The organism is Candidatus Kuenenia sp., assembly GCF_027493735.1.
GTDB classification, from domain to species: domain Bacteria; phylum Planctomycetota; class Brocadiia; order Brocadiales; family Brocadiaceae; genus Kuenenia; species Kuenenia stuttgartiensis_A.
This window is the reverse complement of the sequence record NZ_JAOSKF010000003.1, coordinates 1-20,753: the sequence shown is the minus strand read 5'-3', so window position 1 is coordinate 20,753 and position 20,753 is coordinate 1. Positions and strand designations below refer to the sequence as shown.

Annotated in this window: 29 protein-coding genes and 1 pseudogene; 29 read left to right on the top strand and 1 reads right to left on the bottom strand. The window is 40.4% G+C overall.

What is annotated here, in order from left to right:
- Positions 1 to 114 precede the first annotated feature (114 nt).
- The 18 genes and pseudogenes from M5U24_RS02770 to M5U24_RS02685 all read left to right on the top strand — a co-directional run bounded on the left by M5U24_RS02770 (position 115) and on the right by M5U24_RS02685 (position 11,332).
- The gene (locus M5U24_RS02770) at positions 115 to 906 is read left to right on the top strand and encodes a TIGR00730 family Rossman fold protein (protein WP_099325437.1); all 792 of its coding nucleotides are present in this window, start codon (positions 115 to 117) and stop codon (positions 904 to 906) included.
- The gene (locus tag M5U24_RS02765) at positions 903 to 2,309 is read left to right on the top strand and encodes an MBL fold metallo-hydrolase (RefSeq protein ID WP_197705176.1); all 1,407 of its coding nucleotides are present in this window, start codon (positions 903 to 905) and stop codon (positions 2,307 to 2,309) included. The genes M5U24_RS02770 and M5U24_RS02765 overlap by 4 nt, the downstream gene beginning before the upstream one ends.
- Positions 2,306 to 2,452, top strand: coding sequence for a hypothetical protein (locus M5U24_RS02760; protein ID WP_157820539.1), 147 nt, complete (start codon positions 2,306 to 2,308; stop codon positions 2,450 to 2,452). The genes M5U24_RS02765 and M5U24_RS02760 overlap by 4 nt, the downstream gene beginning before the upstream one ends.
- A gap of 397 nt (positions 2,453 to 2,849) precedes the next feature.
- Complete coding sequence (locus tag M5U24_RS02755; protein ID WP_298201473.1) at positions 2,850 to 2,975, top strand: hypothetical protein; 126 nt, start codon at positions 2,850 to 2,852, stop codon at positions 2,973 to 2,975.
- A gap of 332 nt (positions 2,976 to 3,307) precedes the next feature.
- On the top strand, positions 3,308 to 3,583 hold the full coding sequence (locus tag M5U24_RS02750) for a DUF4258 domain-containing protein (protein ID WP_315850892.1): 276 nt from the start codon (positions 3,308 to 3,310) through the stop codon (positions 3,581 to 3,583).
- Positions 3,584 to 3,593: 10 nt separating this feature from the next.
- Positions 3,594 to 3,878: a type II toxin-antitoxin system MqsA family antitoxin gene (locus M5U24_RS02745; protein WP_099325439.1), complete on the top strand. Its 285-nt coding sequence runs from the start codon at positions 3,594 to 3,596 to the stop codon at positions 3,876 to 3,878.
- A gap of 259 nt (positions 3,879 to 4,137) precedes the next feature.
- Complete coding sequence (locus tag M5U24_RS02740; RefSeq protein WP_099325837.1) at positions 4,138 to 4,899, top strand: hypothetical protein; 762 nt, start codon at positions 4,138 to 4,140, stop codon at positions 4,897 to 4,899.
- The gene (locus tag M5U24_RS02735) at positions 4,893 to 5,831 is read left to right on the top strand and encodes an ISAzo13 family transposase (RefSeq protein ID WP_099326881.1); all 939 of its coding nucleotides are present in this window, start codon (positions 4,893 to 4,895) and stop codon (positions 5,829 to 5,831) included. The genes M5U24_RS02740 and M5U24_RS02735 overlap by 7 nt, the downstream gene beginning before the upstream one ends.
- Positions 5,832 to 5,947: 116 nt before the next feature.
- Positions 5,948 to 6,154 (top strand): annotated as a pseudogene (locus M5U24_RS02730) (type II toxin-antitoxin system RelE/ParE family toxin); the annotation flags it as partial.
- Positions 6,155 to 6,955: 801 nt separating this feature from the next.
- Complete coding sequence (locus tag M5U24_RS02725) at positions 6,956 to 7,267, top strand: hypothetical protein (RefSeq protein ID WP_298201470.1); 312 nt, start codon at positions 6,956 to 6,958, stop codon at positions 7,265 to 7,267.
- Positions 7,264 to 7,440: a hypothetical protein gene (locus tag M5U24_RS02720; RefSeq protein ID WP_157820542.1), complete on the top strand. Its 177-nt coding sequence runs from the start codon at positions 7,264 to 7,266 to the stop codon at positions 7,438 to 7,440. Before M5U24_RS02725 ends, M5U24_RS02720 begins: the two co-directional genes overlap by 4 nt.
- 161 nt (positions 7,441 to 7,601) lie before the next feature.
- Positions 7,602 to 8,063, top strand: a complete 462-nt coding sequence (locus M5U24_RS02715) for a PIN domain-containing protein (RefSeq protein ID WP_099325444.1) — start codon at positions 7,602 to 7,604, stop codon at positions 8,061 to 8,063.
- Positions 8,047 to 8,238, top strand: coding sequence for a hypothetical protein (locus M5U24_RS02710; RefSeq protein WP_099325445.1), 192 nt, complete (start codon positions 8,047 to 8,049; stop codon positions 8,236 to 8,238). Before M5U24_RS02715 ends, M5U24_RS02710 begins: the two co-directional genes overlap by 17 nt.
- 459 nt (positions 8,239 to 8,697) lie before the next feature.
- Positions 8,698 to 8,997: a transposase gene (locus M5U24_RS02705; protein WP_197705178.1), complete on the top strand. Its 300-nt coding sequence runs from the start codon at positions 8,698 to 8,700 to the stop codon at positions 8,995 to 8,997.
- A 21-nt stretch (positions 8,998 to 9,018) separates the two neighbouring features.
- On the top strand, positions 9,019 to 9,309 hold the full coding sequence (locus M5U24_RS02700) for a hypothetical protein (protein WP_197705179.1): 291 nt from the start codon (positions 9,019 to 9,021) through the stop codon (positions 9,307 to 9,309).
- 316 nt (positions 9,310 to 9,625) lie between these two features.
- Positions 9,626 to 9,829 carry a hypothetical protein gene (locus M5U24_RS02695; RefSeq protein WP_099325447.1) on the top strand — a complete coding sequence of 68 codons (204 nt, stop codon included), beginning with the start codon at positions 9,626 to 9,628 and terminating at the stop codon, positions 9,827 to 9,829.
- Positions 9,830 to 10,728: 899 nt separating this feature from the next.
- Entirely contained in the window at positions 10,729 to 11,043 is a 315-nt protein-coding gene (locus M5U24_RS02690; RefSeq protein WP_205713339.1) for a hypothetical protein, read from the top strand.
- An 88-nt stretch (positions 11,044 to 11,131) separates the two neighbouring features.
- A complete protein-coding gene (locus tag M5U24_RS02685) occupies positions 11,132 to 11,332 on the top strand; it encodes a hypothetical protein (RefSeq protein WP_099325449.1) in 201 nt (66 codons plus the stop codon).
- Between the two features lie 9 nt (positions 11,333 to 11,341).
- Here M5U24_RS02685 and M5U24_RS02680 read toward each other — a convergent pair whose 3' ends face one another.
- Entirely contained in the window at positions 11,342 to 12,379 is a 1,038-nt protein-coding gene (locus M5U24_RS02680) for an IS630 family transposase (protein ID WP_099324671.1), read from the bottom strand.
- A 767-nt stretch (positions 12,380 to 13,146) separates the two neighbouring features.
- Between M5U24_RS02680 and M5U24_RS02675 the strand changes: the two genes are divergently transcribed.
- The 11 genes from M5U24_RS02675 to M5U24_RS02625 form a co-directional block, all read left to right on the top strand.
- Entirely contained in the window at positions 13,147 to 13,410 is a 264-nt protein-coding gene (locus tag M5U24_RS02675; protein ID WP_157820543.1) for a UPF0175 family protein, read from the top strand.
- A complete protein-coding gene (locus M5U24_RS02670; RefSeq protein ID WP_099325451.1) occupies positions 13,410 to 13,913 on the top strand; it encodes a DUF3368 domain-containing protein in 504 nt (167 codons plus the stop codon). Before M5U24_RS02675 ends, M5U24_RS02670 begins: the two co-directional genes overlap by 1 nt.
- 167 nt (positions 13,914 to 14,080) lie before the next feature.
- Positions 14,081 to 14,461, top strand: coding sequence for a four helix bundle protein (locus M5U24_RS02665; RefSeq protein ID WP_099325452.1), 381 nt, complete (start codon positions 14,081 to 14,083; stop codon positions 14,459 to 14,461).
- 112 nt (positions 14,462 to 14,573) lie between these two features.
- Positions 14,574 to 15,578: an Rpn family recombination-promoting nuclease/putative transposase gene (locus tag M5U24_RS02660; RefSeq protein ID WP_099325453.1), complete on the top strand. Its 1,005-nt coding sequence runs from the start codon at positions 14,574 to 14,576 to the stop codon at positions 15,576 to 15,578.
- Between the two features lie 1,313 nt (positions 15,579 to 16,891).
- Positions 16,892 to 17,182 carry a hypothetical protein gene (locus tag M5U24_RS02655; protein ID WP_157820544.1) on the top strand — a complete coding sequence of 97 codons (291 nt, stop codon included), beginning with the start codon at positions 16,892 to 16,894 and terminating at the stop codon, positions 17,180 to 17,182.
- Positions 17,178 to 17,444, top strand: coding sequence for a UPF0175 family protein (locus M5U24_RS02650; protein ID WP_099325455.1), 267 nt, complete (start codon positions 17,178 to 17,180; stop codon positions 17,442 to 17,444). Before M5U24_RS02655 ends, M5U24_RS02650 begins: the two co-directional genes overlap by 5 nt.
- On the top strand, positions 17,434 to 17,640 hold the full coding sequence (locus M5U24_RS02645; protein ID WP_099325456.1) for a hypothetical protein: 207 nt from the start codon (positions 17,434 to 17,436) through the stop codon (positions 17,638 to 17,640). The genes M5U24_RS02650 and M5U24_RS02645 overlap by 11 nt, the downstream gene beginning before the upstream one ends.
- Positions 17,630 to 17,845 carry a hypothetical protein gene (locus tag M5U24_RS02640; RefSeq protein ID WP_099325457.1) on the top strand — a complete coding sequence of 72 codons (216 nt, stop codon included), beginning with the start codon at positions 17,630 to 17,632 and terminating at the stop codon, positions 17,843 to 17,845. The genes M5U24_RS02645 and M5U24_RS02640 overlap by 11 nt, the downstream gene beginning before the upstream one ends.
- 35 nt (positions 17,846 to 17,880) lie before the next feature.
- Positions 17,881 to 18,159, top strand: a complete 279-nt coding sequence (locus M5U24_RS02635; protein ID WP_099325458.1) for a DUF5647 family protein — start codon at positions 17,881 to 17,883, stop codon at positions 18,157 to 18,159.
- 434 nt (positions 18,160 to 18,593) lie between these two features.
- A complete protein-coding gene (locus M5U24_RS02630; protein ID WP_099325459.1) occupies positions 18,594 to 20,450 on the top strand; it encodes an ABC transporter ATP-binding protein in 1,857 nt (618 codons plus the stop codon).
- A 5-nt stretch (positions 20,451 to 20,455) separates the two neighbouring features.
- On the top strand, positions 20,456 to 20,753 hold a 298-nt coding region (locus M5U24_RS02625; protein ID WP_298201464.1), incomplete at its 3' end, for a sugar phosphate nucleotidyltransferase.

Here is a 20,753-nt window from a genome sequence, read left to right as displayed (position 1 = left end):
GAGCGACTAAGCAATCTCTTGTTCCAAAAGGACTTAAGATTGCTTAGCTGTTGCTCACAATGACGGTATCAATGTAGATTTTTAATGAAACGCTATACTAGCCAAGGAGGAACTATGAACCACCCTGATAGACCAATTGCTGCTGAACCCGCTTATCATAATCAAATATTTCTAGACAGCGACGACGGAAGGCCTCTTCGCATCCTGGCCGAGTACCTTGAACCTCTTTACCGGCTTCGGCGGGAAGGGATTCAGGACACAATTGTTTTTTTCGGATCTGCAAGAATGAAGGAAGACGGGGCGCTCGGACAGTACTACAAAGATGCTCGCCTGTTGGCGCAGCTTCTGACCGAATGGTCATGCGGCCTTTCCGGTTCAAGGCGATTTGTGATCTGTACCGGTGGAGGCGGCGGCATTATGGAAGCGGCAAATCGAGGCGCTGTGGATGCAGGTGGTAGCACTATCGGACTCAACATAGGTCTGCCTCACGAACAGCGCCCGAACCCTTACGTCACCCCATCGCTCTTATTTGAGTTTCACTACTTTTTCATGCGCAAACTATGGTTTACGCATTTGGCACGGGCACTCATTGTGTTTCCTGGGGGATTCGGGACGCTGGATGAGTTTATGGAGATGCTAACACTGGCTCAGACGCAAAAGCTTGACCGGGACATTCTCATTTTTCTCTACGGCTCGGAGTATTGGAAAGAAGTGATCAATTTCGATTCGCTCGTGAAGCATGGGATGATCGACAGGAAAGACTTAAATCTTATTCATCACGTAGACGATGTTCAAACAGCATTTGAACTGCTCAAAAATCGCCTGCCGAAAGAAAAAGAAGCGGTTTGCCCCGCGATCGCTAAGGCGAAGTTTTCAAAATGTCGAATTAAGGAGGATGCACGATGATAGAACTGGAATTTATAGGCGCAGCGAAGACCGTCACCGGATCTAAACATTTGATCCGCACATCACGCGCATCTGTATTGCTGGACTGCGGTTTGTTCCAAGGCCATCGCAAGGAGGCCGACGAGAAAAACCGAAATTTCTCTATAGATGGTAAACAGCTCGATGCCATCGTATTATCCCATGCCCATATCGACCATTCGGGCGCTCTGCCATGCATTTTCAAAAATGGCTATCGAGGCCCTATCTACGCTACTCCAGCCACTCGGGATCTTTGCTCGCCCATGTTGATGGATACAGCATGGATCATGAAGGGTGATGCCGAACACATTCAAAAACTCATATCACGCGGCGCTAAGCATCTCGATCCCGTCGAACCTCTTTATGGCGAAAGAGATGTGGCCGGCACGCTGTCGCAGTTTATAGGAATTCCCTACCATAGAAAACAGACCATTGCCCCAGGCATTTCATTGTCATTTTTCGATGCAGGCCATGTATTGGGAAGCGCTATATCCGTTATCGATGTCGAAGACGATGGTCAAAAAGTGCGTCTCGCTTTTACGGGTGACTTAGGCCGCAAGCATCTTCCCATTTTGCGGGACCCGGAAATTCCAGATGGGATTTCATGTCTCCTGACGGAAAGCACCTATGGAGACCGACTTCACGCTCCTATTGAATTGACGATTGAGGCACTGGCTGAAGTGATTAATCGCACCGGTAAAAAGGGCGGGAAAATTGTCATTCCATCCTTTGCTCTGGAACGTGCCCAGGAGATCATCTATGCACTCAAGAAACTCCATGACCAAAAGCGGATTCCTTCAATTCCGGTATACATTGATTCTCCTCTCACCGTGAAACTGACGGACGTCTTCAAACTGCACCCGGAGTGTTACGACACGGAGGCCTTCGCTCTACTTCATAGTGAGAATTCGCCCTTTGAATTTCCAGGTCTAAAGTATATTTCAAGTGTCGAAGACTCAAAGAAAATCTCTTCGTCTACCGAGCCCTCCATTGTAATTTCAGCAAGCGGTATGTGCGAAGGTGGCAGAATCCTGCATCATCTTGCTGCCACGATCGGGGACGCCAGGAACACCGTTATTATCGTTGGATATCAGGCAGAACACACCTTAGGGAGAAGATTGGTGGAAAAGCGGCCTGAAGTTAAAATTTATGGAGTCATGCGCCGCCTCGAAGCCGAAGTGGTTGTTCTGAACGGTTTTTCCGGCCACGCAGATCAGAATGGATTGCTTCGCTTCGCTGATGCCCTCCGAAGTAAAGGGCATCTGGAGAAGGTCATTCTTGTGCATGGAGAACCAAAATCTCAGGAGACTTTGAAAACGAAACTTAGTGACCATGGTTTCCAATCCGTTGATATCCCAGGGCCTGGAGACGTAATAAAACTATGATTATTGATTCGCAGATGCCCACTGAAGATACAAAGCACTTTAAAGTAGAAGAACAATGCATTATGAAGTCGGAAGAAAAATATCTCCTCGCTGTGAATGGTGGCTCTTCCAGCATCAAGTTATTCATAAGTACCGCAATATAATAAGTTACACATATAATATCCATGTAACAGAGAGGGACGGAGTCCAGGCACTGTTTTTCTTTTTACCAAAACGAGTGATATTGACATAGCTTACGGCGACAAGGAGTGTAAGGGACATTATCTTATAGAAGAAGAGATTCGGAAGCTTCCGATCATCGTATCGGCGTGAAGAATATTGTCTTTGATGTAGAGAGTAAGATGTCATCCTGATTTTTAATAAATATTGCATGCTTGTCCGCTTGTCAGCCTGTTTTGACCTTTGACCGCTCACTGCCAACTGTCTATTATCTAATCAACCATTTAACGTCTTAACGACTCAACCGTTCTAATGCAGACCTCTGACCTCTGACCTTTGCCAGTTTTCCGCCTTACTTTTTATAAATGGGGAATGTGCTATATGCCTATTAAATATGATATAGAAATACCAGAAAGAGTGATAAAAGCGCTTGGTTTGCGTGAAAGTGAAGTAAGTGAAACGCTAAAAAAAGAACTTTCAGTTTATTTTTTTGAAAAAAACTTTTAAGTTTTGGTCAGGCAAGACAATTTTCAGGGTTATCAGTATGGGACTTTCTGGAATTTTTAAGAGAAAGGAAAATCCCTTTGCATTATGATTTGGCTGAGTATGAGGAAGATTTAGAAACAATCAGGGAATTATCATAATGCCTGTTGTTATCTCCAAAGGCTGTGTATAAGGAAGTTGTTGTAGAAGGAAGAGGAAAACAGGGAGCAAATGTAATAGCGGAGGCATGTAAAGAATGGTACACTTTACCCTTATAAAGAAATAGAAGAACTTTCATAGGGCAAGATGCATCAACATACTATGAAACATTTATTTTCTAAACAAAAGGGTCGTTCCTGAATATTATTCATAAGATTCGACAAAAGGTTGTAAAGCAAGAATACGAGTTTACTATCCCCCATTTTTTTGAGGAAATGGGGAATGACAACCTTATCTTTGCAGATATCGAAATGGCAATTGCTAATGGTAAAATAAGACGTAAATTTACTAGAGACCCAAGAGGCACACGTTATGAAATTGTCTGTCCTGCAAAGGATGGGAGAGAAATAGCAGTTATCTGCAGGATTAAAAGCACAGGAAAGTTGTTATTGATTACAACGTACGCACTTTAGAGGTGATAACATGAAGATAAAGAATAGGAAAAAGGAATATGATTATGGAGAATGTGAAATTTGCAATACATCTATGGAAGAAAAATATATAAAACAAGATTTCTGGATTCGAGGTGAACTTATTGTTGTGGAAGATGTGCCGGCAGGTGTATGTCCCCAATGCGGTGAAAAAGTAGTAAAAGCGGATGTAGGACGACGGATAACAAGATTATTAGAAAATACTGAACGGATTGCAAAAGCCCCCAAAATTTCCGTTCCTACTATTAAATTTGATAAAGAAAAAACAGAGGTTTAGTTCTATTAGATTGCATAAGATAAAAGGAAGCTGTTTTTTATGAAAAGCACAATTAAAAAATCAAAAATACATCCTTTGGGAGCGACCACAAATAACATGGTATTGTATAGTACCAATAGTATCGTTGTAGTGTCTTTGTGTATGTCACGGTAATAGCCGTTACAACTAGTAAATATAGGCATTGACACCCTCCAGCCATTATGATAACATTAGGATTAAGTGGTATTTTATCCGGCGTATTAATCCTAATGGTGTCATTATGCGTTTAGCTAAGTATTCTCATCGCAAGCTCTTGGGACTATTCAGCAGGGATGTCGTTTTAACTCTGGACAGTATCAAAGAAGCTTTGGGAACGACTTCAAAAGCAACGGTTTTCAGGAAGCTAAAATCGCTCGGACATCGTGCGAGTTATTCCCATGCGGGCAAATACCATACACTGGATACACTTGCAAGCTATAATAAATATGGCATTTGGAGTTTCAATCAAATATATTTTTCTCAACAAGGAAGTCTTGTAGATACTCTCGAGGCCATCATTAATAAATCCCAGGAAGGTTATTTTGCCTCGGAGCTTCAAACGCTGGTACATGTGCGAGTCTTTAATGCACTGACTCAATTAGTGGTATCTGGAAGGGTCTTGCGCGAGCAGATTGCCGGAGAATATTTGTATATCTCCAAGGTGTTAGGTACGGATCAACTCGCCAGACGTAAACAGTCAATCATGTTGTGTGCTTGTAAGGAAGAAAAGGTATTAATTCCCGGCTTTGGGAGTGAAGTGGTTACGGATTGCCTGCAGACATTTCTTTCCATACTTGATGAAAGGCAGAAACGGCTTTATCTTGGTTTAGAATCAATGAAACTGGGACATGGCGGCGATTTAAGACTTTCACAGCTAACCGGCATAAATGTAAAAACAATTGCCAAGGGGCGTCGGGAACTTTCGAGTAAGAACATTACACCGGGACGGATACGTAAGGTTGGTGCAGGTCGTTCTTCGATTAAAAAAAAACTGATGTGGTAAAACTTCTTGAAGAATTGATGGAGGGCGATACTGCAGGAGACCCAATGGGTAAAGGAAAAATATGGACGAGAAGAAGCACACGTACTCTAAAAAAAGAATGCGGTGATAGAGGTGTAAGCGTATGTGCAACAACAGTTAGTAGGCTTCTTAAGGACATGGATTATTCTCTGAGAGTAAATCGCAAAACGATAGCAGAGACACGTCATCCGGACCGTAATAGACAGTTTGAAATTATTAATGAGACAAAAAAGTATTTTGAAGATTCTGGTCAGCCAATAATCAGTGTTGACAGTAAGAAAAAGGAATTGATAGGTAATTTCAGAAATGAGGGCAAGGCGTGGACAAAAATAGTAAATGAAGTTTTGGCCCATGATTTTCGTTCTCAGGCAATTGGTGTTGGATGTCCGTTTGGTATCTATGAATTGCTGACTAATTTAGGGACAGTTATTGTTGGTACGTCCTATGACACACCGGAATTTGCAGTCGAGTCAATTAAGATTTGGCTGGATGAATTTGGTTGGAAGAGGTATCCATGCGCAAAAGAACTCCTTATTCTTTGTGACGCAGGAGGGAGCAACGGATTTCGTCCCCGGTTGTGGAAATATGCGCTTTATCAAAATATTTGTAAAGTTTACGGACTCTCCATCAGGATTTGCCACTATCCCTCAGGAGCATCAAAATGGAATCCGGTAGAACATCGTCTGTTTAGTTTTATCAGTAAAAATTGGGAGGGGAATCCTTTGAGGTCTTATGATGTTATGCTAAGTTTAATTGCTGGCACTACAACAACAGCGGGTCTTCTCGTACAAACCATTCTTAACGAGAAAGAATACCAAAAAGGAATCAAAATCACTGATGACCAAATGAAAGAAATAAACATAAACAAACACAGTGTCTTGCCAGATTGGAATTATACAATTTCACTTAACTAAATTAATAAAAATACCAAATTATTTTTGGACAGTGTCTAAATGGCATACAATATAAAATGGTCTCCACGGGCTGCCTCCGATTTTGAAGAAATTTGTGAGTACATCGCAAATATTATGCTGCTCTTTTTGCGAGAAAAGTAAATGTCATTGTTAAATCAATTCCTCAATTTCCCAAGTCTGGACGAATGGTTCCTGAGTATGGAGATGAAGATTTACGAGAAAAGATTTATGAGAATTACAGAATCGTTTATCGTATTAAAGGAGAACTTATTGAGGTTGTTGCCATTTGTCATGGCTCAAGGCTTTTGGGAAATGTATTGTAATCGGAGACGGAACCTCATTTGACAAAAAATTTTTATAGAACATTCTAATATTGAAGCGGATGTTCTTTTACGTGTTCTTTGTGATGACCCTCCAGTTGATGCGATTGAAGAATCAGGAGGGGTAATCGTGAGTTACGAAGAAGATAGAGAACCTGTCAGTGTGGCTCAAGTTCCGGGGCACCATACATAATTATTGACTTCATTATTAAAATAGTTAAGAGGTGTTCATGTCCGGAATTGCTCGTGTGGTAGTTCCGGAAACGCCACATCATATTACTCAACGAGGAAGTCGACGTATGCAGGCATTCTTCTGCGACTAGGATTGTGAGGCTACATAGACTTGACGTTTCAGTGGTGTAGGCGCTCAGACATTGAAATATGGGCATATTGCTTGCTGCCAAACCATGTACACCTGATTAGGTTCCGCCCTCTGAAAATGCGCTTAGCCAGGCGATTGGAGAAGCGCATCGACGCTACACACATCGCGTAAATTTCCGGGAAGGCTGGAGAGGCCACCTGCGGCAAGGACGTTTTGCCTCTTTCCCAATAGACAAAACCCATTTGTGTTTAGCCTAGTGGCACATTTTGCCTGTGCGGAATACAGGCAGGAATGCCTGTACCACCCTTGCAATAAATTTTATTATTCATCTTCCGAAAACCTTATTTTTTTGACTATATTTACAAAAAATCGGGAATGCACCCTTGCTGGGAGAGATGATCGTCTTGTGCATGGAGAGCCGTTGCTTGAGATGTTTGGCAAGTGGGACGAGTTTCTTTCCAGAGGTCTATCGGAAGGAGAAGTTGAAAAGGACCGATGTCATGAGCGAGCCGGAAGACCTCTTAGCGCCGACAGTTTTGGGAGCATTCCCGATTTTTTGTAAGTGTTCATGGAGTTGGGGCAAAACAACCCTGACAGGGTTTCAAACCCTGTCAGGGTTAACACTACTGTACGTTTTATTAAAACATGGCGGAAGTCACAAAAAATCGGGAATGCACCCCTACAAGACCTCTAAACCAATCTCAAAAGAAAGGGCTCAGGACACTTTATCTGAGGCTGTTTATTTTGTAAATGCCATAATGAAATATCTGGAAGATGATATGAAGAAATCATGAAAGCTGTGCATCCGGATAAGGCATACAATCTTGAAATGCCGATTGAAATGTTCGCGGGCGAAGGAGATGTGGTTTTTGCTATCAGCAGTTCCGGCAGATCCGAGAACATCCTCTGCAGGGTTAGGGTAGGCATATCTAAAAAGTGCAGAGTAATTACACTGTCTGAAGTTTGAGCAACAAAGGCCTCTTCCTTTTGAATACAAAAGCGTCAAGCTTGATTGTGAACATAGAATTGATATTTATAGTTGAAGAAAAAAGGTTATCCTCAACAAAGGCTCTTCCTGGGCCAAAATTTTAATAGCAAGCCTCTTATAATCAGTCTGGATTATGGAGTATGATAAAAGTTTATTTTGATAACTGCGTGTATAACAGACCCTTTGATGATCAGGGCAATGAGAGGGTTTTGATTGAGGCAAGGGCTTTTTATATTATTCTTAAGTGGATTGAAGATGGGAAAATAACGAGTATCAACTCCGATGCCCTTGAATATGAAAACGGTATGACGCCTGATCCTGACAGACGAATCAGGATTAAGACATACCTTGCCATGACAAAGGCGCATGCAAAGTTTTCTGAATCTCTGGCTGAGAGGGCGAAAGAGATTGTTGGTTTAGGTATGAGGGGGATGGATGCCGTGCACATAGCTATGGCAGAGCATGAGAATGCCGAATACTTTGTTACCTGTGATGATGGTATAATAAAAAGAGCCAAAGAATTCTCAGAAATGCTTAGAGTGAAGGTTTGTAGTATATTGAAATTTCTGGAGGAGGTAATGCAATATGGCGAAGACAATTAGTGAGGTTAAAGAGATAGGATGGGACGCCCTCGTTGAACGCTTAGGAGCAAGCGGCGCAACGCTATTCATTTTGGAATACGAAAAAGGTTATGGAGATTACACCAAAGACAGAACAAAGATATTCGACAAAAAACCCCTTGAAGAAATTATAGAAGAAATCAAAGGAGAGGATTAACATAAAATGAAAGATTCACCTTGCAGCGAAAATAATGAAAGGAGGAGTGAGGAATGAACTTACATGAAAGGATATGTTTGGGAAGTCTGTAATTAAAGGTACTCGTATTACTGTGGAACATATACTCCGTAAATTAGGCGGTGGTATAACTCCTGATGAAATTATCGAAGACCATCCTCATCTAAAAAAAGGTAACTATTCAGCGTAGACGATACACGGCTCGTTCCCAAACCTTGTACTGAACATAGTGAAGTATCTGTTTGGGAATGCATTTGTTCGAGAAACTCCGGTTTCTCGCCTGTTTGCTGATAGATAGGGAATAAAATCACAGGGTTAAGACAGTTTGTAATTTGTCAAGTCAGACCCGCACTGGAAACAAAGTTTCCAGTGCAATTGATAGTTCTGGGGACATCATACATAAATTATTGACTTCATTATTAAAATAGTTAAGAGGTGTTCATGTCCAGAATTGCGCATATGGTAGTTCCGGAAACGTCACATCATATTACTCAACGAGGAAAACGACGTTTGCAGACATTCTTATGCGACGAGGATTATGAGGTATACATAAACTTGACGTTTCAGTGGTGTAGGCGCTGGGACATTGAAATATGTGCATATTGCTTGCTGCCAAACCATGTACACCTGATTGCGGTTCCGCCCTCTGAAAATGCGCTTAGTCAGGCGATTGGAGAAGCGCATCGACGCTACACACGCCGCGTAAACTTCCGGGAAGGCTGGAGAGGACGCCTGTGGTAAGGACGTTTTGCCTCTTTCCCAATGGACAAAACCCATTTGTACTTAGCCGCACGCTATGCTGAACTGAATCTGGTGAGAGCAACATTAGTTAAGAAACTGCAGGGGCACCGATGGGGTAGCGCATCCGCGCACATTGCTGGGAGAGATGACCGTCTTGTGCCTGTAGAGCCGTTGTTTGAGATGTTTGGCAAGTGGGACGAGTTTCTTTCCAGAGGTCTATCGGAAGGAGAAGTTGAAAAGGCCCGATGTCATGAGCGAGCCGGAAGACCTCTTAGCGCCGACAGTTTTGGGTGTATTCCCGATTTTTTGTGATTTCCGCCATGTTTTATGAAACGTTGCAGTAGTGTTAACCCTGACAGGGTTTCAAACCCTGTCAGGGTTGTTTTGCCCCGACTCCATGAACGCTTACAAACAATCGGGAATGCACCCGACAGTTTTTTAGTCCAGCTTGAAAATGCTCCTGGAAGAATACTCCATAAGCAAGAATCTGGCCCAAAGAGGTCTCAAAAGGAAAAGAAGCATCTCCAAAATTGAGTATGGCGTCCCTGAATTCGTCAAAGGTTGATAAGTATGATTGCCTTAGTGTTAATTGACTTGATGGTAATAAAAATTTATTGGAGAAAAAACGATGAAAACAAAAACCCTTCCATTTGCAAAAGAATTTATAACAGATTCTAAAGGGCACATTACCAAAATAATTATGGATTTTGATGATTATCAACGTTTTCTTGATTGGGTTGAAGATGAAGGATTAGTTCTGGCAATGAATGAGGTTGAAAATGAAGCGTCTATGAGCCTGGAAAAGGCATTAAATGAACTTGAAAAGAAATGAAGACGGAGTATATATCAAGTTTTATAAAGGATTTGGGAGCGCTAAAAGGTTCCCATTATTATGAGAAAATTAAAACTATGGTTTTCGAAGATATTCCCAAATTACCTGATATAGACAAAGTGAAGAATTTAAGAAAGTTAAAAAATAACAAACCATATTACCGGATTCGTATTGGGGAATATAGAATAGGAGTTAGATTGAATAATAATACACTGGTTTTTATGCGTGTATTACATCGTAAAGATATAGTCAAACAAATAAGGTTTTCGAAAAATTTACACACCCCCGGCCCCTCTTTTTAGAGGGGAGATAAGAAGTCCCCTCTATCAAGAGGGGATTTAGGGGTGTGTTTGATAATATGCCTAGTCAAATAAATCTGTTTTTTAGAAAGCCATTTTATCGCCAAATCTCTAAAATCATATTTGTTTGGCTATATTTATCGTTATTTTCCATAATCCACTTTTCTTTAATCAAAATATAGTGAGGCGTCAATTGACTGATAGTTCTGGGGACATCATACATAATTATTGACTTCATTATTAAAATAGTTAAGAGGTGTTCATGTCCAGAATTGCGCATGTGGTAGTTCCGGAAACGTCACATCATAATTACTCAACGAGGAAATCGACGTTTGCAGGCATTCTTCTGCGACTAGGATTGTGAGGCTACATAGACTTGAGGTCTCAGTGGTGTAGGCGCTGGGACATTGAAATATGGGCATATTGCTTGCCGCCAAACCATTTACACCTGATTGCGGTTCCGCCCTCTGAAAATGGGCTTAGTCAGGCGATTGGATAAGTGCATCGACGCTACACACGTCGCGTAAACTTCCGGGAAGGCTGGAGAGGACGCCTGCGGTAAGGACGTTTTGCCTCTTTCCCAATAGACAAAACCCATTTGTGCTTAGCCGTGGCACAGGCATTTTGCCTGTGCGGAATACAGGCAGGAATGCCTGTACCACCCTTGCTGGGGGAGACGACCGTCTTGTGCATGTAGAGTCGTTGCTTGAGATGTTTGGCAAGTGGGACGATTTTCTTACCAGCGGTCTATCGGAAGAAGAAGTCGAAGAGGTTCGATGTCATGGGCGAACCGGAAGACCTCCTGGCGCTGACAGTTTTTTAGTCCAGCTTGAAAATGCTCCTGGAAGAATACTCCATAAGCAAAAACCTGGCCCAAAGAGGTCTCAAAAGGAAAAGAAGCATCTCCAAAATTAAGTATGGCGTCCCATGAATTCTCAATAAGTGGGATGTGTCTCCTTTTTCCAAGATAAAATTAAATAAGATTAACGGGAGGATTAGCTTCATGAAAGTTATTACAGAAAAAGAAGAACTTTATAAACTTATTAAAGAAGCGGTAAGAGAGGTTTTGCACGAAGAAATTGTGGAGATATTTCTTAAAAATATACCTTTGATTTCAAAGGAAGAAATGAAAGATATTGAAAATTTGTACGGGAAGCCATCGTTAGATAAAATAGCGGCGTTTAGCGAGACAATAGAGATATAGTCAAACAAATCAGATTTTCGAAATTTGCTCGCCAATAATTTGAAAATTTTCAGTTAAAAGAGTAGACAATTCATCTGTATACTCGTTAATATTTTTGAAAAAACTTAAACATTTGTTTTTAAACTTCTCATAAGTATCATAATACTTGTTATACAATATTTTTTTGCGAAAGAATTTCCATAATCTTTCAATGAGATTTAAATTGGGTGAATAGGAAGGGAGAAATTTGATCTTTATTCTCGAATTTGCAAGGTATTCTTTGACCAATTTAGACCTGTAATATTTAGCATTATCAGAGATTATGTAAATAGTACCGGCTTGAGCATACCTTGACTCTATTTCATGGAAAAGCTTTATTGTTGATTGAGCATTGATGCTTTCATCTTCCCGGATTGTTACTTCAAAGGTTTCTATGTCAATAGCACCGTTTAAATTTATTCTTTTCCTGCCGGTATTAGAGGGTATTTCCTTCTTTTTGCCTTTCTCTATCCAGCAATATGCAGACGTAGAATTGTGCTGTGGATGAACTCCATCCATAAAAAGTATCTTATCTCCAGGGGCTTTCTCTTCTTTGAGTTGTTTGTAGTTTTCGATAAATTCTTTTTGTTTTTCAGGGTTTGCTTTGCCTGGAACTATTGTAGTTTTCTTGTAAGTAAAGCCTAATCTATCGAGGGTATGTACCATTCCTTCGGGTGTATAGATTTTATTGAATGTCTGTTTTACATATTCAACAATTTCTTTTGCCGCACTATAGTTGTTTTTCCTGATATGATCTTTTAATTGTTCTTCTTGTTCGCAGGTGAGTTTTGGCACACAGCCAATATAATTGTCAGATAAAAGCCCGTCAAAACCTTTATCTTTGTATAGTTTTTCGTAATTCCTGATTGTTTGATCGTCTAACAAGAGCGCCTCTGCTACTTTTTCATAACTCCATCCTGAATCAAGAAGAAGTATAGCTTTGATTCGGTCGGCATGACGTCTATGAGGCTCTTTCTTATGTGCTTTTTTAAATTCTATTCGGGTTTTTTCACTGAGAAATGGATTCATGCAGAATTTAATACTCTAGAAACAATTCAAATGCAAGAAAAAAACAGGTTCTTCTAAAAATAAATGCTTTTTACTATCGCTACTCAATTTGTCCCAGACCTCAGACTTCAACTATTTAACAAGTTTTCCCATTTCTGGATTGACAATCCCCGAAGAAGTGTTTATTATGCCAAACGTTTGAAATTCTAAACGTTTAACAATTCAAACAATTCTTTACTGCCACGCGCATAGGTAAACGGACTGTAAGGGTGACGTCTAACATGGAGCGACAATCTCGTTTCACTGGCAGGCGGGCAAGTTATTCATAAGTACCGCAATATAATAAGTTACACATATGATATCCATGTAACTGAGAGGGACGGAGTCCAGGCACTGTTTCCTTTTTACTAAAACGAATGATATTGACATAGCTTACGACGACAAGGAGTGTAAGGGACATCACCTCATAGCGGAAGAGATTCGGAAGCTTCCGATCCTCGTATTGACGTGAAGAATATTGCCTTTGATGTAGAGAGTAAGATGTCATCCTGATTTTTAATAAATCTTGCATGCTTGTCCGCTTGTCAGCCTGTTTTGACCTTTGACCGCTCGCTGCCAACTGTTTATTATCTAATCAACCATTTAACGTCTTAACGAATCAACCGTTCTAATGCAGACCTCTGACCTCTGGCTTCTGACTTCCGATCTTTGCCCACTTACCTCGAATTTGAACTATTTACCCTTTGCCAGTTTTCCGCCTTACTTTTTATAAATGGGGAATGTGCTATATGCCTGTTAAATATGATATAGAAATACCAGAAAGAGTGATAAAAGCGCTTGGTTTGCGTGAAAGTGAAGTAAGTGAAACGCTAAAAAAAGAACTTTCAGTTTATTTTTTTGAAAAAAAACTTTTAAGTTTTGGTCAGGCAAGACAATTTTCAGGGTTATCAGTATGGGACTTTCTGGAATTTTTAAGAGAAAGGAAAATCCCTTTGCATTATGATTTGGCTGAGTATGAGGAAGATTTAGAAACAATCAGGGAATTATCATAATGCCTGTTGTTATTTCCAATGCTTCTCCATTAATAGGACTTGTGGGAATTGAACAACTGCATATCTTAAGAAAATTATGGTCGGAAATAGTTATTCCTGAGGCTGTGTATAAGGAAGTTGTTGTAGAAGGAAGAGGAAAACAGGGAGCGAATGTAATAGAGGAGGCATGTAAAGAATGGATAAGAGTTGTTTCTGTGAAAAACAGGCCAGAAGTTGAAGTATTGCAGACCATTCTTGATGAAGGCGAAGCCGAAGTTATAACGCTGGGACAGGAGATTAAAAAAAGCATTCTTTTACTTGACAACAGAGAGCCACGTAATTTTGCAAGGACTGTTAATCTGAAAATGATTGGCACAGTTGGTGTTATTAGATTTGCATGGACGAAAGGCTTAATAAAAGAACCAATCCATGAGATAAATAAGTTACGGTTGAACGGCTTCTGGATAGGCGAGAAACTTATTGAGCAGTTTAAAAAAGATGTAGAGAGTAAGATGTCATCCTGATTTTTAATAAATCTTGCATGCTTGTCAGCTTGTCAGCCTGTTTTTGACCTTTGACCGCTCACGGCCAAACTGCCAACTGTTTATTATCTAATCAACCATTTAACGTCTTAACGACTCAACCGTTCTAATGCAGACCTCTGACCTCTGACTTCAGGCCTCTGGATAATATGAAAATTGAATCAGCTAAGGATTTGCGGGTGTATCAGAAAGCTTATGCACTTGCTATGGAACTGTTTGAACTTTCGAAAGAATTCCACTGTGAGGAGCGTTTTGCTCTTACAGATCAAATACGCCGATCATCAAGATCAGTCTGCGCCAACCTGAGAGAAGCTTGGGCAAAAAGGCGTTACCCTGCACATTTTGTAAGCAAACTTACAGACTGTGACGGAGAAAACAGTGAAACAGATACATGGTTAGACTTTGCACGAGACTGCAACTACATTACGGACAAACATCATAAGGAGCTGACGTCTATTTGCTTAGAAGTTGGAAAAATGCTTGGGAGTATGATCAATAATCCAAAGCCGTTTCTGATCTCCGCCCCCTGATCTCTGACCTCTGACCTCTGGTCTCTGGTCTCTGATCTCTGACTTCTGACCTATGACCTCAGATTAAAACCAATTAACGAATCAAAAGATAAATGTTACAGAAAGAGCATCAATGGAAATAATCAATCCACACGACAAATTTTTCAAAGAGACCTTTTCCATAAAGAAAAATGTAATCGATTTTCTCCAGGGAACATTTCCCCCTGAAATTTTGAAAAAGCTGGATTTATCCACTTTAACACAGGATAATAATTCATATATCGACGAAGAACTAAAAGAACATTTCTCAGACATTGTATATACCTGTTTCTGTAAAGACAAAGAACTCCGGATAACCCTTTTATTCGAGCACAAGAGTTATGCCGTAGCATGTCCGTATCTACAGTTGATGAAATACCTTTTAAAGATATGGGAAGCAAACAGCAAGCAGTCACAAAGGCTCATGCCGGTAATTCCGGTGATATTGTATCATGGCAAAGATGCGTGGAAAGTCAGGAGATTCAGAGACTATTTTGAAGGGATAGACGAGGTATTCTTTAGATTTATACCGGAATTTGAATATCTGCTGACGGATCTGAGTTGTTATAGTAATGAGGAAATAAAGGACAGGGCATTTAGAAGGGTATCCCTTCAAATAACCATGTTATTAATGAGGAATATATATAATGACAAAATTCTGGGAGACAAGCTAAAGGCATTCTTTGAAATAGGGAAGCAGTATTTTGAAGAGGGTGAAGGATTAAAGTTTCTGGAAAGTGTGATCAGGTATTTGTACTATGCGTCGGATATAGAGGAAGAAAGGGTAATAGATACCCTAAAAGAGATATCGGAAGAAGGAGGTAGATTAAGCATGACAATAGCAGCCAGATTAATAGAAAAAGGCAAAATGGCCGGTAGGGCGGAAGGTAAAGTAGAAGGTAAAGTAGAAGGTAGAGTAGAAGGCCGGATAGAAGGCCTAAAAGAAGCGATAGAGATTGGTTTGGAGCTAAAGTATGGCGTTGAAGGTTTAAGGCTTCTGGAACGTATCAGTAAAATAGTAGTAATAGAGAAACTGGAGGCAATAAAAGAGGCGGTGAAAATATCAAAGAATATGGAAGAAATTGAAAAATTGCTCTAACATGAAAAACTCATATCGTAACAATTTAGCTTGCCGCAGAGAACGCTGGGACTTCGTCGTGAGCTCAATCGAACAATCGCAGAGGTTTTTAGGAGATAAAAACAGAAAATTATGCAGGTGCCCACGGGTATTTGTTTTCTCCGTGTTATCCGCGCCCTTTACGGTGAACTATTACCTCATATCTTATCCATGAAATATGGAAAAGAACTAAATTCACTGGTCAACTCATTAGAAAAAAAGACTCGACCGCAGACCTCCGACTTCTGCCCTCCGACCCCTGACTTCCGACTTCTGACTTCTAGTCTCTGCCCTCTGACTTCCGGGTGTATCAGAAAGCTTATGCACTTGCTATGGAACTGTTTGAACTTTCGAAAGAATTCCCCTGTGAGGAGCGTTTTGCTCTTACAGAGTAACTGTTCAGCGTAAATATTATCGTTTAATACCGACTTGCTCCCAAACTCCGGTTTCTCGTACATCGTTTCGTTAAAATGTGTACGTAAAAAATGTCATTGCGAGGAGTGGAGCGACGAAGCAATCTCTTGTTCCCAAAAGACTTAAGATTGCTTCGCTGTCGCTCGCAATGACGGTATCAATGTAGATATTCTAATGAAACGCTATACTAGATTTAAAAATCCAGTAGATATTAAAACTTTTGTTGCTAATGGTAAAAGGAAGGCCGAAAGCTGAACTGAAAAAGATTCCTTTTAGTTCTGGGGACACCATACATAAATTATTGACTTCATTATTAAAATAGTTAAGAGGTGTTCATGTCCAGAATTGCGCATATGGTAGTTCCGGAAACGCCACATCATATTACTCAACGAGGAAGTCGACATTTGCAGGCATTCTTCTGCGACTAGGATTGTGAGGCTACATATACTTGATGTCTCAGTGGTGTAGGCGCTGGGACATTGAAATATGTGCATATTGCTTGCTACCAAACCATGTACACCTGATTGGGGTCCGTCCTCTGGAAATGCGCTTAGTCAGGCGATTGGATAAGTGCATCGACGCTACACAAGTCGCGTAAACTTCCGGGAAGGCTGGAGAGGGCGCCTGTCACAAGGACGTTTTGCCTCTTCCTTAATAGACAAAACCCATTTGTACTTAGCCGCACGCTATGTTGAACTGAATCCGGTGAGAGCAAAATTAGTTAAGAAACTACAGGAGTACCGATGGAGTAGTGCACCGGCACACATTGCTGGGAGGTGCATTCCCGATTTTTTGTAATTATCTGCACAATGTAACACAAGCATACTGCTTGTGATATTTAATACACAAGCTGCCTGCCTATACGGGTTGGCACAGGCATTTTGCCTGTGCGAAATACAGGCAGGAATGACTGTACCACCCTTGCTGGGAGAGATGACCGTCTTGTGCATGTAGAGCCGTTGCTTGAGATGTTTGGCAAGTGGGACGATTTTCTTACCAGCGGTCTATCGGAAGAAGAAGTCGAAGAGGTTAGATGTCATGAACGAACCGGAAGACTTCCTGGCGCTAACAGTTTTTTAGTCCAGCTTGAAAATGCCCATGGAAGAATACTCCATAAGCAAAAACCTGGCCCAAAGAGGTCTCAAAAGGAAAAGAAGCCTCTCCTGAATTAAGTATGATGTCCCTGTAATTCCCAATGCTATTGCTGAACTTTTGAATAAAGAGCCTGAATTAAGGGAGAAATTGATAGTAGGCGCCTATATTGACGGAGAGATAAATCCTGGAAAAGCGGCAGAACTATTGGGGATTCACCCGGTTAAGCTGAGAGGGCAACTTTTATCAAAAGGCATACCTGTCAGGATAGGTGTAGAAACGATAGAAGAAATAGTAGCCGAAGGGATAGCTGCAAGAGGTACCAGGGAAAGTGCTGAATGATACTTATGGACAACAATGTCCTGTCAAACTTTGCCCTGATAGGAGAGATAAACCTTCTACAAGACTACAGTTTGCTGAGAATGTGGATATTCAGACAGAGGAATTTTGTGAAGATATGGCTGCCAAAAAAATAGAATATGTCATAATGATTGTAATCAACGATAGATACAGACATCGGCATATTCATGAGACATGAGGGAGGAAAGATAGTATTTTTCAGGGTACCATATAAGACAAGAATTAATGATAAATGGTGTCCTGTTGTCAGATATGATACTGCTCGTGGATTTGTACATGGGGATTTGATGAGTGTCAATGGAGATGTAAAGAAAACACCTTTATTTAATCAAGACAATAACAGTGCATTAACTTTTGCTGAAAATGATCTAAAATCTAATTGAGAGTATTACAAAAAGAGATTTTTGGAGGAGGGGTGATGTGCAAGGAAAAAGAAATGATAGAGCGCAATATTGAGCTAAGCGCTGAGTTTAGCAGGTATTTGTTTGAACATCCGGAAGTTGAAACAAAGATACCACTGGATGCAAAGGTTGTGCTTTTGCCTGAATTTGACAAAGAATTAAAGAGATTTAATCTTCAATTGGGAAAAAACATCGAAGCGGATGGTGGGCGGGTGGTATATATACTGATCAAAAATATTCGCCCTAAGGTTTTGTCAAGAATAGAAAAAATAGAATTTGAACCTGTTGCGAATTAAGTGTTTTTCTCCATAGAGAAAATCTTAGAGGGGCTTCTCTGTGATAGATAAAAAGAGAATTGTAGAGAAAAGCGGCATGCTTGGCTTTGAAAAACACGAGGTGGAAAATGAAACTGCTGCTTATAAATCCATATTTTGAATGGACGTGTTTATACGCCATCCATTGTCTTCTTGTCCTGGCTATCACATTAAAGATGCTGTTTTGAAATTAATTCAAGTAGTTTTGGAACGGGAAAAGAAGAAAAAGACGTAGGACTAAAAAAGGGGAGATATTCTATGAGATGGGATGAATTTATAAGGGGAATTAAGAGGTTCTGTGGTTTTTTGCAAGACCAGGTTGAGAAGGGGGAAAATAATCTTTTGAAATTTTGTGCCCCTTGCGTCTTTGCGTGGAACAATTTTCTCTTCCGGCTCGTTCGGGTTAGGCCATCTAAATGAAAACTATTTTTTCTAAATTTTTATATTTATTTAACCGCAGAGAAAAGCTACAGATATTTGCCCTGTTTATTTTAATACTTGTAAGCGCCTTATTTGAGACATTTGGGGTGGGGCTAATGTACCCCTTTATTTCGATACTTAAAAATCCGGAAGTTATCCACTCTTATAGAATCTTGCATTGGTTTTATGTTTTCATGGGTATGGGGTCCTTGAAAGAATTCTTAATTTGGGCTGTAATAGGATTGATTGCATTTTATTTACTCAAAAATGTCTTCCTGGTTTTATTGGCTTATGCACAATCAAGATTCATTTATAATAAACAGATATTGTTTGCCCACCGTTTATTTGTTTTCTATCTTAATCAGCCCTATACCTTTCATGTGCAAAGGAATACCGCAGAATTATTGCATAAAATCAACGTTACGGTTTCTACGCTTTTTAGTGGTTTTCTGCTTTATGCGATAATGTTCGTGATTGAAATAATAACTACTCTGTCTATCCTTTGCCTACTCATTATATTAAAACCACTGCCGTCTATAATTGCAGTAAGCGTGTTGGGCATTATTACAATTTTTTTTTATAAGTTAATTCGGAAAAAGATCGGGAAGCTCGGTGAGATGAGGCATCATTTCGGCGAACAGATGGTCCGCTGGGTTACTCAGGGTTTGGGCGGGATAAAGGAAACCAAGGTGCTGGGGAGGGAAGGGTTCTTTGCTAATGAATACAATAAAAACAGCAAGGGATATGTTAATGCAGAAAGATTTCTCTATGTGATTAATCAACTCCCTCGCCCATTTCTGGAGACGATATGCATTTTGAGTATGTTCCTGATAATGCTATTAATGATGGCTCAGAATAAAGATTTGGGATCGATCATACCCACATTGTCATTATTTGCAATGGCTGCTTTTCGAATCATACCATCTATGAACCGCATCTTTGCAGCCGCCACACTGATGCGCTACAACAGTTCTTCGGTTGAAATAGTTTATAATGAACTCACTTCCTTCGATAAACATCCTGCTTCATTTGAAAGGGCGCCTGCTGATGTTATTGCAAAAACAGTGGACAAACCAAAAACTCCTGCTGTTTCCTTTCCCGCAGGAGAGTCCTTCTTTGATAATGCAATAGAGCTTAAGAACGTTTCCTATCAATATCCCAATACTGAGAAGGCTGTTCTTAACGGTATTTCGCTCGTAATTCCAAAGCACTATTCTATCGGATTTGTTGGTCCATCGGGGGCGGGTAAGACTACTCTTGTGGATGTGATTATCGGCCTGCTTACGCCAACACATGGAGAGGTATTGGTCGATGGTAAAATTATGAAAGATAATTTATCAGATTGGCAACGCCGAATAGGTTACATTCCACAGAGCATATATCTCTCCGATGACACCATTCGGCGGAACATAGCTTTTGGTTTGCCTGATGAACAAATCGATGAGGATCAAATCTGGTCGGTTCTTGAATCTGCGCAACTTAAGGAATTCGTTAATAATCTACCTGATAAACTTGGTACTTTTGTAGGGGAGCGGGGCATTCGTCTTTCAGGTGGCCAACGGCAACGCATAGGTATTGCCAGGGCATTGTATCGTAATCCTGAGGTGCTGGTGATGGATGAGGGCACTGCTTCATTGGATAACGAAACGGAATGGGAAATTATGCAGACAGTAAAAAACCTACGTGGGGAAAAAACAACAATAATTATTGCGCACCGTTTAAGTACTATAAAAAATTGCAATCTGCTTTATTTCATAAAAGATGGTACTATTACTGACTATGGGGTGTATGACGAATTGTTCGATAAAAGCCAGGAGTTTAAATCGATGGTTATGGCAACGGAGTACAAATAGAATTCATGGAGGCTATCATCTTGGCAGGTGGTTATGGCACAAGGCTTCAAAGTGTTATAAAAGATATTCCAAAACCTATGGCGGATATAAACGGCCGCCCATTTCTATCCTATCTAATGGATTATTTATTATGCCAGAATATTCGAAAAATCCTGCTTTCTGTTGGATATAAACATGAAATTATTAAAAACTATTTTGGTTTAAGGTATAAAAATTTGGATATCGAATATGTAATAGAAGATAAGCCTCTCGGAACTGGCGGCGCTATAAAGGAAGCGTTAAAATGGGTGGAAGGAGATGATG